Annotated in this window: 14 protein-coding genes; 8 read left to right on the top strand and 6 right to left on the bottom strand. The window is 66.0% G+C overall.

Going from position 1 to position 12547, the window contains the following annotated elements; genetic code table 11:
• Nucleotides 1-10: 10 nt before the first annotated feature.
• Both moeZ and HBA99_RS18030 read right to left on the bottom strand, forming a co-directional pair.
• On the bottom strand, nt 11-1177 hold the full coding sequence (gene moeZ, locus HBA99_RS18025; protein ID WP_196325715.1) for an adenylyltransferase/sulfurtransferase MoeZ: 1167 nt from the start codon (nt 1175-1177) through the stop codon (nt 11-13).
• Between the two features lie 107 nt (nt 1178-1284).
• Entirely contained in the window at nt 1285-2304 is a 1020-nt protein-coding gene (locus tag HBA99_RS18030; RefSeq protein ID WP_044105209.1) for a DUF3152 domain-containing protein, read from the bottom strand.
• A 198-nt stretch (nt 2305-2502) separates the two neighbouring features.
• Between HBA99_RS18030 and HBA99_RS18035 the strand changes: the two genes are divergently transcribed.
• Nucleotides 2503-3189 (top strand): HTH-type transcriptional activator FasR, encoded by a 687-nt coding sequence (locus HBA99_RS18035; protein WP_046255945.1) that lies wholly within the window; start codon nt 2503-2505, stop codon nt 3187-3189.
• Here the strand turns inward: HBA99_RS18035 and HBA99_RS18040 are convergent.
• Nucleotides 3186-3410: a DUF3107 domain-containing protein gene (locus HBA99_RS18040; RefSeq protein ID WP_030096944.1), complete on the bottom strand. Its 225-nt coding sequence runs from the start codon at nt 3408-3410 to the stop codon at nt 3186-3188. The two genes, HBA99_RS18035 and HBA99_RS18040, sit on opposite strands and share 4 nt — an antisense overlap.
• Nucleotides 3411-3578: 168 nt before the next feature.
• Between HBA99_RS18040 and HBA99_RS18045 the strand changes: the two genes are divergently transcribed.
• Nucleotides 3579-4307 carry an MmpS family transport accessory protein gene (locus HBA99_RS18045; protein ID WP_030096943.1) on the top strand — a complete coding sequence of 243 codons (729 nt, stop codon included), beginning with the start codon at nt 3579-3581 and terminating at the stop codon, nt 4305-4307.
• 9 nt (nt 4308-4316) lie between these two features.
• Here the strand turns inward: HBA99_RS18045 and HBA99_RS18050 are convergent, their stop codons facing one another.
• Nucleotides 4317-4967, bottom strand: coding sequence for a ferritin-like fold-containing protein (locus tag HBA99_RS18050; protein ID WP_030096942.1), 651 nt, complete (start codon nt 4965-4967; stop codon nt 4317-4319).
• 263 nt (nt 4968-5230) lie between these two features.
• Between HBA99_RS18050 and HBA99_RS18055 the strand changes: the two genes are divergently transcribed.
• Together HBA99_RS18055 and HBA99_RS18060 are read left to right on the top strand one after the other, a co-directional pair.
• The gene (locus HBA99_RS18055) at nt 5231-6700 is read left to right on the top strand and encodes a DEAD/DEAH box helicase (protein ID WP_057964416.1); all 1470 of its coding nucleotides are present in this window, start codon (nt 5231-5233) and stop codon (nt 6698-6700) included.
• Nucleotides 6697-7917: an Rv3212 family protein gene (locus HBA99_RS18060; RefSeq protein ID WP_070915156.1), complete on the top strand. Its 1221-nt coding sequence runs from the start codon at nt 6697-6699 to the stop codon at nt 7915-7917. The genes HBA99_RS18055 and HBA99_RS18060 overlap by 4 nt, the downstream gene beginning before the upstream one ends.
• Before the next feature lie 23 nt (nt 7918-7940).
• Here HBA99_RS18060 and HBA99_RS18065 read toward each other — a convergent pair whose 3' ends face one another.
• Complete coding sequence (locus HBA99_RS18065; protein ID WP_030096939.1) at nt 7941-8738, bottom strand: ParA family protein; 798 nt, start codon at nt 8736-8738, stop codon at nt 7941-7943.
• Nucleotides 8739-8799: 61 nt separating this feature from the next.
• Between HBA99_RS18065 and HBA99_RS18070 the strand changes: the two genes are divergently transcribed.
• Genes HBA99_RS18070 through HBA99_RS18080 form a run of 3 tightly spaced genes read left to right on the top strand, consistent with a single transcriptional unit; the run spans nt 8800 to nt 11001 of the window.
• The gene (locus HBA99_RS18070) at nt 8800-9411 is read left to right on the top strand and encodes an acid phosphatase (RefSeq protein ID WP_030096938.1); all 612 of its coding nucleotides are present in this window, start codon (nt 8800-8802) and stop codon (nt 9409-9411) included.
• Nucleotides 9412-9413: 2 nt separating this feature from the next.
• Nucleotides 9414-10523: an isochorismate synthase gene (locus tag HBA99_RS18075; protein WP_070952143.1), complete on the top strand. Its 1110-nt coding sequence runs from the start codon at nt 9414-9416 to the stop codon at nt 10521-10523.
• The gene (locus HBA99_RS18080) at nt 10516-11001 is read left to right on the top strand and encodes a GNAT family N-acetyltransferase (protein ID WP_057966889.1); all 486 of its coding nucleotides are present in this window, start codon (nt 10516-10518) and stop codon (nt 10999-11001) included. The genes HBA99_RS18075 and HBA99_RS18080 overlap by 8 nt, the downstream gene beginning before the upstream one ends.
• Here HBA99_RS18080 and HBA99_RS18085 read toward each other — a convergent pair.
• Entirely contained in the window at nt 10998-11405 is a 408-nt protein-coding gene (locus tag HBA99_RS18085) for a hypothetical protein (RefSeq protein ID WP_030096935.1), read from the bottom strand. The two genes, HBA99_RS18080 and HBA99_RS18085, sit on opposite strands and share 4 nt — an antisense overlap.
• A gap of 76 nt (nt 11406-11481) precedes the next feature.
• Between HBA99_RS18085 and HBA99_RS18090 the strand changes: the two genes are divergently transcribed.
• Entirely contained in the window at nt 11482-12459 is a 978-nt protein-coding gene (locus HBA99_RS18090; RefSeq protein ID WP_057964422.1) for a diacylglycerol/lipid kinase family protein, read from the top strand.
• Nucleotides 12460-12547 lie beyond the last annotated feature (88 nt).

Here is a 12547-nt window from a genome sequence, read left to right on the forward strand (position 1 = left end):
TTTCCATCGATCAGTACATGACCATGTCGGGGTCCACCTGTTTGGCCCAGGCCGCAATGCCGCCCTGGAGGTGTACCGCGTCCGCGAAACCCGCCTTCTTGACGGCCACAAGCGCCTCTGCCGACCGAATCCCCGTCTTGCAGTACAGCACCGCCTGACGGTCCTGCGGCAGCTTGGCAAGGCCGGCACCGGACTCCAGGGTCGACTTGGGCACCAGCTCGGCACCGTCGATGTGGACGATGTCCCATTCGACCGGCTCGCGCACGTCGATCAGCGCCACCTTCTTGTCGGCGTCGAGCAATTCGCGCAGTTCACGGGGGGTAATTGTGGAATCTGCCACCGCAGCCGAGGCCTCGTCGCTGATCACGCCGCAGAACGCGTCATAGTCGATGAGCTCGGTGATCTTCGGCGTGGCCGGATCCTTACGGATCTTGATGGTGCGGTAAGTCATGTCGAGCGCGTCGTACACCATGAGCCGGCCGAGCAAGGAGTCACCGATCCCGGTGATCAGCTTGATGGCCTCGGTACCCATCACCGAGGCGATGGATGCGCACAGGATGCCCAGCACGCCGCCCTCCGCGCAGGACGGCACCATGCCCGGAGGCGGCGGCTCGGGGTACAAGTCGCGATAGTTCAAGCCGAGCCCGTCGGGCGCGTCCTCCCAGAAGACCGATACCTGCCCCTCGAAACGGTAGATCGAGCCCCACACGTAGGGCTTGTGTGCGAGCACCGCGGCGTCGTTCACCAGGTAGCGCGTCGCGAAGTTGTCGGTGCCATCCAGGATCAGGTCGTACTGCGAGAACAAGTTCACCGCGTTATCGGGTTCCAGACGCAGCTCATGCAACCGCACCTCGACCAGCGGATTGATCTCCAGCACCGAGTCACGCGCACTCTGCGCTTTGGACCGGCCGATATCGGACTGGCCGTGGATGATTTGGCGCTGCAGGTTGGACTCGTCGACAACGTCGAACTCGACGATGCCGATGGTGCCGACACCCGCGGCGGCCAGGTACAAGAGTGTCGGAGATCCGAGGCCGCCCGCACCGATGACGAGCACCTTGGCATTCTTGAGTCGCTTCTGCCCATCGACGCCCAGGTCAGGGATGATCAGATGCCGGCTGTACCGCGCGACTTCCTCGCGGGTCAGATCGGCGGCGGGACTTACCAACGGCGGCAATGTGGGCACCGTGACTCCTGTAACTCGAATTCCTCAGGGCTGTCTGAAAGGGCTACAGCTGCATCAACAGTATCGGGATGCCAACCCTTCCCGAGCCGGGACTGCCGCTACGGAATCGGATACGGCCAGGGATTCGTGCGGCAGCTCTTGCCGTCGGGCTTGATCGAATCCGCGTCGAACTTCGCCGCGTCATTGTTGTTGGTGCTGAATGTCTGCTGCATCATCACCGGCGCCAGCTGCTGGTCCTGCTCACACGGTTCGTGAACCCGATAACCGATGGCATGTCCGACTTCGTGGTTGATGACGTACTGGCGGTACGAGGTGATGTCGCCCTGGAACGGCACCGCACCGCGTACCCACCGCGCTTCGTTGATGAACACGCGCCGGTCACCGTTTTCGCCGTATCGCGGGTTGTAGCACGACGCCTCGAGCTGTATCTCATAGCCGCAGCCCTCGCGCACCGTCGCCGGCGAGGTCAGTGAGATCCGGAAATCAGGTGTGCCGGAGTCGATCCGGACGAACCCGAACTGCGGGTTATGCGTCCAGCTCTTCTGGCTGGCCAGTGTCTCGGTCACCATGCGCGCGAAGAGATCGTCACCACCGAATCCCATGGTGTCGATGCCGTCTTCGACCTCGATGGTGTACGCGAACACCTTCGCCGCACCCGTCCCGATCTGGGGTGTCGTACCCGGTACGACGTGCCAGGACTTGGCGCCGGCCTCGGTGAACGACTCCCCCTCCGGCAGCACGCCGGTGGGCAGGGTCGCGTCGAACTGGGTGAGGCCCTTGGGCGGAGCGCCAATGATCGCGTCACCCAGCGCGCCAATGGATGGCGGATCGGCGACGGGCTCGTTGGGGCCGGTACCCGCATGTGAGGGTTCACGCTGCGTGACGGTTTGGTAGCCGACGAAGACGGTCAACCCGACCAGCAACGGGATGGCGTACGCGCGCCACCCATAGGTGGAGATGAAACGACCGAGCCAGGTCTGCTTGCGCCAGCGGTCGCGATCGCGCCGATCGGAACGGATGCGTCCGCTTCCCTCGGCGAGCGGATCGCGCTGGGCGCGCAGTGGCTCGTAGCGTTCGGAGGACTCCTGCACGGGGAGTCGACTCATGGTTTCTGGCATGGACCTACGATTATGCGCCCATTGGTGCCGGTCGTAGGTCACCGGGCAAGGATGGCATAGCGACAGGCCATCCCGCCTCGGGCACGCCGCCGGATGCCAGGAGTACTGTCTGTAGTTCGGGTTCAGGCGGATTGAATAGCCGGCTGAGTGAGGTGGCGTGCGCGACCATCAAGTCGTGTGTGCGCAGAGGATAAGGACATGCGTGATCTTGCGAATCTGGCCGGGCGTCGAGGCACGGTGAACTCGACGGTGGCGACGCAAGATTCGACTCAGGGAAATGCGCGGCGTGGTGGACGGCTGCCACGCGACGAGCGCCGCGGCCAACTGGTGGGCTCTGCCAGCGAGATATTCGTCGACCGCGGTTACCACGCAGCCGGAATGGATGAGATCGCAGAACGCGCGGGCGTAAGCAAACCTGTTCTGTACCAACACTTTCCGAGCAAGCTGGAGCTGTACCTCGAGGTGCTGCACAAGCATGCCGACAATCTGGTTTCCAGTGTGCGACAGGCGTTGCGCACCACCACCGACAACCGCCAGCGGCTGCGCGCCGCCGTGATGGCGTTCTTTGACTTCGTCGAGCACGACAGCCAGGGGTACCGGCTGATCTTCGAAAACGATCTGGTGGGCGTCCCACAGGTCACCGAGCGCGTCGAGGGCGCCATCAGCGCCTGCACCGACGCGGTCTTCGACCTGGTCAGCCACGATTCCGGACTGGACCCCCACCATGCCCGCATGGTGGCCGTGGGCCTGGTCGGGATCAGTCAGGTGAGCGCCCGCTACTGGCTGGACAACGAGAAGCCCATCTCCAAGGACGACGCGGTCAACGCCACCGTCGGGTTTGCCTGGGGCGGGCTCTCACACGTTCCGCTGCAGCCGCTGGACTAGCCGCTGAAGCCGACGCGTCGCGCGTCGGCAACGCCGATTTCCACGTAGGCGATCCGGGCCGCCGAGATCAGGTACTTGCGGCCCTTCTGGTCGGTGAGGTTCAGCACATCCGATTCCTTGGCCAGCGCCGCGGATACGACCTTTTCGACGTCAGCCGGGGTCTGATCGCTCGAAATGACCAGCTCGCGCGGGCTATCTGTGACACCGATCTTGATCTCCACGGGGACACCTTTCCAAGTTGTTGAGCCGCCATTGAGCTCGTATCGACGAGGTTAGCCGACGCGCTTCACGCCGACACACCTCGCATGATCGTGCCAGTCCTTAAGTCACAGCAGTAACATCAGCATCAGATTTCACATTTGATTTGGGGCTGAGAGGAAGCGCTGATCATGGTCGGTTATCGCGGAGATTCTCGGTACTCGAGCGACTACGAGCCCTACGACGACCCGTACGACTCCCAGACGACCCCGCAGTACCGCGAGTACTCGGGTCTCGATGAGGACTTCGAGTACCGGCCCCCGGGTTCCAACGAGAACTGGAAATGGGTCGCGTCCATCGCCGGAGCCGTGCTGGCAATCGCCGTCATCGCGACGGCGGTCGTGCTCAGTGGCGGCGAGGACAAGCCGCCGGCCGCCGCCATCACCACACCCGTGCCCTCGCTGACTCCGGTGACCACCACCGCGCCCCCGCCGCCGCCCTCGGCGACATCGACGCCACCATCGACGACAACCGTGACGAGCACGCCTGTGCAGGAGACGCCGTCCACCGCGCCGTCCACCGAGGCGCCGCCGCCCGAGCCTCCCCCGTCGAACCCGATGCTTCCGCCGGAAGGCCAGCGGCCGATCACTCCCGCGGCATTCGCGTACTACGTGACGGGTAACCAGACGCCGGGCGATCTGCTCACCATCACCTACACCGACGGCAACGGCACAACACGCACCGTGCTCGGCGCCTCACTGCCCTGGACGATGATCGTGACCCCGAGCCCCGGTATCACCGGCGGCTCGATCACCGCGACGAGCTTCGCGAGCCAGGTCAACTGCTCGATTACCAATAGCGAGAGTCAGATACTGGCGGTGCAGAGCAGCAACAGCATCATCGCGCGCTGCGCCAAGTAGCTCTCGCCGCTACGCGAGCCCGAGGACGGCCATCCGCTCGGTGTGCGCCTTCTGCAGCCGCTCGAAGAACTCGTTGAGGTTGCCCAAACCGGCATCACCGGACATCACCAGCTCGGCCAGCTCATCGTGCCCAGCCAGCACGTGCTGCGCCTGCGTCACCGCCTCACCCAGCAGCCGCCGCCCCCACAGGGTGAGCCGGTTGCGCTGCTGCGGGTTGTCCTTGACGGCCTCACGCACCTGAGCGATAACGAATTCCGAGTGCCCCGTGGTACCCAGCACCGACTTGAGAACCGCCGCCGATTCACCCGGTAACGAGGCCACGACCTCGCCATAGAAGTCGGCTGCCAGCGAGTCGCCGATGTACGCCTTCACCATGGCCTCCAGCCAGGTCCGCGGCAGCGTCAGCGAGTGGTAGTTCTCCAGGGTCTTGACGTACGGCTCCATGGCCGCCAGCACGTCAACTCCGTTGGCCTCCATCGCATCCCGCAGTACCTCGTAGTGACGCATCTGCGAGGCCGCCATGCTGGCGATCGCGATCTTGCTGGCCAAATCGGGCGCCATCTTGGACTCGTCGGTCAACCGGTAGAACGCCGCGATCTCGCCGTACGCGATCACCGCGAACAGCTGATTGACGCCGGGAGGATCGAGGTCCGTACTCATGCCTGGAACTCTAGTCGGGGGCCCGCGGCAGAACACCGATCTGCGCGGCAAAGCACGGCGAATCGGAAAAACGCAGCTCACCCGCTACCATGGTCGCAGGACGAACGCCCTGACCACGAAGCACCCAGGGATTTCTCCCACAGGAAATGTGCGTGCACGTGCTGCCCTCGCCGATAGACGCGAGCCCGGCCCCTTGGAATCCTAGGAATCCGACCTACCGATCGTGCGCGCTGAGCGAAAACACGAAAGGTACGTACACCCCCATGAGTCACATCGAACACACCTTTGCCCAGCTCGGGGTCCGCGACGAGATCGTTCGCGCCCTACGCGAGGTCGGAATCGAGCATCCGTTCGCCATCCAGGAGCTCACCCTTCCCCTCGCCCTCGGCGGCTCCGACCTCATCGGCCAGGCCCGCACCGGTATGGGCAAGACCTACGCATTCGGCGTCCCGCTGCTGCACCGCATCGCCACCGGCGTCGAGGACCGGCCGCTCAACGGCACCCCGCGCGCCCTGGTCGTGGTGCCGACCCGCGAGCTGTGCATCCAGGTCTACGAAGACCTCATCAAGGCATCCAAGTACCTGTCGGCCGGCGACCGCGACTTCAGCGTCGTCTCCATCTACGGCGGACGCCCGTACGAGGCGCAGATCGAGTCCCTGCGCGCCGGCGCCGATGTCGTTGTCGGGACGCCCGGACGCCTGCTCGACCTGGCACAGCAGGGTCACCTGCAGCTGGGTGGCCTGGCGATGCTGGTGCTCGACGAGGCCGACGAGATGCTGGATCTGGGCTTCCTGCCCGATATCGAGCGCATTCTGGCGCTGGCGCCGTCCGCCGAGTCGGGGCGGCAGTCGATGCTGTTCTCGGCCACCATGCCCGATGCCATCATCACCCTGGCCCGCACGTTCATGAATCGTCCGACCCATATCCGGGCCGAGGCGCCCCACTCGTCGTCGGTGCACGACTCAACCGAGCAATTCGTGTACCGCGCACACGCGCTGGACAAGATCGAGTTGGTCAGCCGCATCCTGCAGGCCGAGGGCCGCGGCGCCACCATGATCTTCACCCGTACCAAGCGCACCGCCCAGAAGGTCTCCGACGAGCTGGCCGAGCGCGGTTTCGTCGTCGGCGCGGTACATGGTGACCTCGGTCAGATCGCGCGCGAAAAGGCGCTGTCCGCGTTCCGCTCCGGTGAGATCACCGTGCTGGTCGCAACCGACGTGGCCGCCCGCGGCATCGACATCGACGATGTCACCCACGTCATCAACTACCAGTGCCCCGAGGACGACAAGACCTATGTGCACCGCATCGGACGCACCGGTCGTGCCGGGCGCACCGGCATCGCGGTCACCCTCGTCGACTGGGATGACATCGCACGCTGGCAGCTGATCGACAAGGCACTCGGCCTCGGCGTGCCCGACCCCGACGAAACCTATTCCACCTCACCGCATTTGTTCACCGAGCTGAACATCCCCGCCGATGTGACCGGTTCGGTCGGTCCCAAGTTCGCCGGCGGACCGAAGCGCCGTGAGCCCCGGGCCGAGCGCACCGAAGGCGACAAGCCCAAGCGGACCCGCACCCGTCGGCGTACCCGCGCGGGCGAGCCCGCCGACGGTGCGGTGGCCGAAGCGCCCGCGGCAGTGGCTACCGCAGAAGGCGACCAGCCTGCTGCTGCGCGCCGTCGCCGCCGCCGTCGGCGTCCGAACGCGGCCGCTGCCACCACCGCCACGGCGTGATCGCACCGGAGCGGCGCACACGGGCCGACATCATTGCTGCGGCGGTGATCGCCGTGGTGGTCGCCGTTACCGGTGTCACGATCTGGTGGACCAGCGACGCCCGCGCCACCGTCAGCCATCCCGCAGCCGGGGACATCAAGCGCCCGATGAGTGCTACCCGGGTTCCCGACTCAGTGCGCGAACTATGGTCCGCCTCCAGTGGAGCCACGAAGGGGCCGGTCATCGCCAGCGGTGCGGTCGTCAGCGCCGACGGACACGAAGTAGTGGCCCATGACCCGGTAACCGGGGCCCAACTGTGGTCTTACGCGCGCCGCAATCTCGATCTGTGCGGCGCGATCGGCTTCATCGACGACGCGGTGGCCGTCTACCGAGACGCACGCGGATGCGGCCAGGTCACGATGATCGACGGACAGACCGGCCGCCGGGGCCCGCTGCGCAGCAGCCCCAATGACCCGAAGGTCTCGTTGTCGACCGACGGCACCTACGTGCTGGCGCTCGGCAGTACGCGGCTGGAACTGTGGCGTTCGGACATGGTGCGCACCCTGGAGTACGGGCGAGTCGTCGCTCCCCTGAACCCCAATAGCCAGCCCCGCGTGGACTGCACGCTGAAATCGGGTGCCGTCGGGTCCAGCGTGCTCGCGGTGCTGGAAACCTGCCCGCAGGACTCCACCCTGCGGCTGACGCTGCAAAAGCCCACACCAAAAGACAACGACAAGCCCGAGGAGCTCTACTCGGCGGCGCTGCCCGGAGTCGAGCGCGGCTCCGCGGCGAAGGTGCTCGCGGTCGCGGACACCCGGTCGGCCGTGTATCTGCCCGGCACGCACAATGAGCTGGTGGTCTTCGACGACCACGGCATGCGCGTCGGCGCGACAGCCCTACCGGGCGAGGTGGTCCAGTCCAACACCGCCGCCCAGGCCGGCGACGTCGTCACCTGGTGGACGGGCAATCAGGTGCTGGTGCTGGGCGGCTTCGATCTCTCCTACCGATTCGTCCTGCCCACCACCAAGAAGCCACTGGGGCCAGGTACGGCCATGGCCGGTGAGTTACTGATCCCCGTCGAGGGCGGGATCGACGTCTTCAACATGACCACCGGAGAATTCCGGAAATCCATTGCCGTACACCGTGATCCGGCCGACGAAAAGGGTCCTGTCATCAGCGCCGTGGTCGGCAACACGTTGGTGGAGCAGCGGGGGTCGCGAGTCTTCGCGTTGGGATAACCCGCCCGCGCGGAGTGCCCGACTCAGTCCACCGGCGGGGTGAAGGTCGGCATGGCCTTGCCGCTCTTCCAGTGCTTCACCAGGCTCTGCGCCAGCTCGCGATAGGCCAGCGCGCCCTTGTTCTTGCGGCCAGCGAGCACTGAGGCGCCCGAGGCGCTCGCCTCGGCGAAGCGCACCGTTCGGGGAATCGGCGGCGCGAGCACCGGCAGCTCGTAACGGTCGGCCACGTCCAACAGCACATCGCGACTGTGCGTGGTCCGCGAGTCGTACAAGGTGGGCAGCGCACCCAACAGCGTCAGCCCGGGGTTGGTGATCTGCTGTACGTCGGTCACCGTCCGCAGGAACTGTCCGACACCTCGATGCGCCAGGGTCTCGCACTGCAGCGGCACCATCACCGAATCGGCCGCCGTCAAACCATTCAGTGTCAGCACCCCCAGGGAGGGCGGGCAGTCGATGATCACCACATCGAAGTCGTCCCCCAGCGATTCGAGCGCCCGCTTCAGCGCGTACTCGCGTCCCGCCCGCATCAGCAGCATCGCCTCGGCGCCGGCCAGGTCAATGTTCGCAGGTAGCAGCGTCAGATCCTCGGCGGTGGTGAGCAGCGCCTCCTTGATATCGGCCTGCCCCAGCAGCACCTCGTGCACCGAGACCCCCAGGCGGTCCGGATCCTGCCCCAACGAGAACGTCAGACAGCCCTGTGGGTCGAGGTCAACCAGCAGCACCTTCTTGCCGGCCTGGGCCAATGCCGCGCCGAGGGACGCGACCGTCGTGGTTTTGGCCACCCCACCCTTTTGATTGGCTACCGCCAGCACCCGAGTCACGTCCACATACTGGCATGCCGAACACGATCACGACGGAAGTCGGTACGGCACAATCAAGTGCGTGTCTGCCCCTCAGAACCGAATGTTGTTGCTACGTCATGGCGAAACGGAGTGGTCAAAGATCGGCAGGCATACCGGTCGCACCGACCTGGATCTCACGGAAATCGGTCGCGCCCAGGCTGTGGCGGCGCGCGAGGTGCTGGCCAATCTCGATCTGAATGATCCGGTTGTGGTGAGCAGTCCGCGCCGACGGGCGATCCAGACCGCCGAACTGGCGGGTCTGACGATCGACGCAACCGACGAGGAGCTCGCCGAATGGGACTACGGCGACTACGAGGGCCTGACCACACCGCAGATCCGCGAGAACGACCCGGGTTGGCTGGTATGGACGCACGGCTGCCCCGGCGGCGAGTCGGTAGCACAGGTGCAGGCCCGGGCCGACCGGGTGATCGCCAAGATCGCCGCCGAGCTCACCCAGCGCGATGTGCTGTTGGTCGGTCATGGCCACTTCTCGCGCGCCCTCATGACCAGGTGGATCGACCTGCCGCTGGAAGAGGGCACCCGGCTGGGCATGGCCACGGCCTCGATCGCGGTGGGCGGGCATGAGCACGGCCAGCGTCAGGTGGCCGCACTTGGGCTGACCGGGTACAGGCACCCGGTACCGTCTAGCTGACCATGACGGCCACCGACTCGCCCGCGTACCCGCATTTCGTGATGTCGCGGGCGGCCGACGCGTTGTACGCGTATGGCCGCGAGAGGGCCTACGACGATGTCGCGAGTGCCGCCGAAGCCCTGCGCACAGGCCGGCACCGCATGCTGGTGGGTGCGCTACCTTTTGACACCTCCAGGCCCGCAGCACTGACGGTTCCGGCGACAGTTGAGCGCGGGCAGCCCCACGAGTTCTACGGCACCATGCCGAATATTCATGTGACACAACAAGTACCGGAGCCCTCTGAGCATCTGCGGCGTGTCACCGAGGCCGTCGAGGTGCTGCGTGACACCACCGGAGGCCTGTCCAAGGTGGTCCTTGCACGGGTGCTGGAGTTACAGGCCGATGCCCCGGTGGACGCCTTGGTGCTGACCCATCGGCTGATCCGAAACGACCCCGACGCCAACAGTTTCTGCGTGGACCTCTCCCCCGCAGGCGAGCGGTTCCGTGGACACACCATGGTGGGCTGCAGCCCGGAGCTGTTGGTGGAGCGCCACGGAGACATGGTGATCTGTCACCCGTTCGCCGGTTCGGCCCCTCGGTCCAGTGATCCATCGCAAGACCGGCGCACGGGCGAAGACCTCGCGGGCTCGCACAAGAACCGCCACGAACACTCCGTGGTGATCGATCAGCTGCGCGAGGATCTGTCCTCGTTGTGCGTGGATGTCCAGGTTCCGCCGGAGCCGACGCTGAGTCGTACCGCAGCACTCTGGCATCTGAGCACCTCCATCAGCGCTCGGTTACGCCAAAGTTCCACCACTGCACTTGATTTGGCAATGGCATTACACCCCACTCCGGCGGTGTGCGGAACCCCCACCGAGGCGGCGGCCGATCTGATCGCACGCATCGAGGGTGATCGCGGGTTCTATGCGGGCGCGGTCGGCTGGTGCGACAGCAGCGGGGACGGCCGTTGGGCCGTCTCGATCCGCTGCGCCGAGCTGTCGGCGGACGGCACGGCGATCCGCGCCTACGCGGGCGGCGGCCTGGTCGCCGAATCGGATCCCCAGGACGAACTGTCGGAGACCACCGTCAAATTCCGGACCATATTGGCAGGGTTAGGAGCCCACAGTGAGTAACACCCAGATTCGCCGTGCCACCGAAGCGGATGTCCCGGCCATCGTCGGCCTCATCGAGGATCTGGCGGAGTACGAGAAGGCGCGCGATGAATGCCACATCAGCCCGGAGCAACTGCATAAGGCGCTATTCGGTTCGGCTCCGGCACTTTTCGCCCATGTCGCAGAGGCGGGCGGGGTGGTCTGCGGCACCGCCGTGTGGTTCCTGAACTTCTCCACCTGGACCGGTCAACACGGCATCTATCTGGAGGACCTGTACGTCAAGCCCGAACAGCGCGGCACCGGCCTGGGGAAGGCCCTGCTGTCGGCGCTGGCCGCCGAATGTGTGGCCAACGGCTATACCCGGCTGGATTGGGCTGTGCTGGACTGGAATACACCGTCTATCAAGTTCTACGACTCGATAGGCGCAAATCCGCAATCGGATTGGATCACTTACCGGCTGCAGGGCCCGGCCTTGGCGCAGCTGGCCTCGGACCGCTAGTCGGATTCGTCGGGGCCGGATTCGTCGCCGGTGGCCCATATCTGAGCAGTGGGACTGAACAGCAGCGCCAGCGCCACCACGGCGACGATGGCGATCGGTACGCCCAGCGCGAGCTGATGCGATCCCACAGCCGCGTACCACGCGACGGGCAGGAGCAGCAGCTGCATCATCACCGCGATCCCTCTGCCCCAACGTTTCCCCGTGGCGAGGGCCAGACCCGCCGCAAGGACAGCGGTGCCGAATACCGCGAACCACGCGGCGGTGCCGTACCCGTTCACCAGATGCTGGTCGGCGCCACCGGCCGCCCGCACCACCAGGACCACCGCGATGACCAGCCCCACGGCGCCTTCACCGGCAACGATCGTCCCGGCGCGGCGAACGGTATTCGGAACGGCTGTGGTCACCCGACAAGCCTAGGTGGACACTTCGCCGCAGCGATGGGCAGCTTGCGTGAAGAAGGTCCCGCTAGGCTCATGCCCCGTGCGTGCGGTCCTCATCGTGAATCCCAATGCCACCTCGACAACGGCGGCCGGGCGTGACCTGCTGGCTCACGCGCTCGAGAGTCGAGTGCATCTTCAGGTTCTGCACACAGACCACCGGGGCCACGCCAGCGAGCTGGCCCGGCGCGCAGCCGACGAGGGGGCGGCGGTCATCGTCGTACACGGCGGCGACGGCACGGTCAGCGAGGTGGTGAACGGCCTGCTCGGCCAGCCGGGACATCCCGCGCCCGGGCCGCTGCCCGCCATCGCGGTGGTACCCGGCGGCTCGGCCAATGTGTTCGCCCGAACGCTGGGGATATCGGCCGACCCCGTGCAGGCCACCAATCAGGTGGTCGATCTGCTCGACGCACACCGCCGTGACCAGCGACGGTGGCGCCGGATCGGCCTCGGGCACTGCGGAGAGCGCTGGTTCATCTTCAACGCCGGAATGGGCCTGGACGGCGAGGTGGTCGCCGCCATGGAGGCTCACCGCAACAAGGGCAAGCAGGTCACGGCCGGACGGTATGTGACACGCGCGGTGCTGAGCTTCTTCCGCGCCGCGCGCCACCAGCCAACCCTCACCGTCGAGCTGCCGGGCCAGGAGCCGCAGCAGGGCATCCACTTCGCGTTCATCTGCAATTCCAACCCGTGGACGTACGCCAACGAGCGCGCCATCTGGACAAACCCGGGCACCGGTTTCGAGAGCGGTTTGGGCGTATTCGCATCGAAGAGCATGAACGTGATGGCCAACCTTCGCCTGGTCCGCCACATGGTGGGAGCACCCCGCCCGGACCGTCCCGCGGCCAGCCACCTGCTGCGCGAAGATGACGTCGCATGGGTACGGATACGCGCGTCAGCACCTATCGCCACCCAGGTCGACGGCGATTTCCTCGGGTTCCGCAGCGAGCTGACCTTCACCGCCGAACCCGACGTTCTCGACGTGGTGGCCCCGGCAAAACCCGCAGACGCCCTCTCCTGAGACCGGCCGGGAAGGCAATAGTGTTGGGCGACAGCCCGTTCCGGACACAGCCGACTCACAGCAGCGACGCGGTCTACGTCACACCTGG

The sequence above is a fragment of the Mycobacteroides chelonae genome (genome assembly GCF_016767715.1).
GTDB classification, from domain to species: domain Bacteria; phylum Actinomycetota; class Actinomycetes; order Mycobacteriales; family Mycobacteriaceae; genus Mycobacterium; species Mycobacterium gwanakae.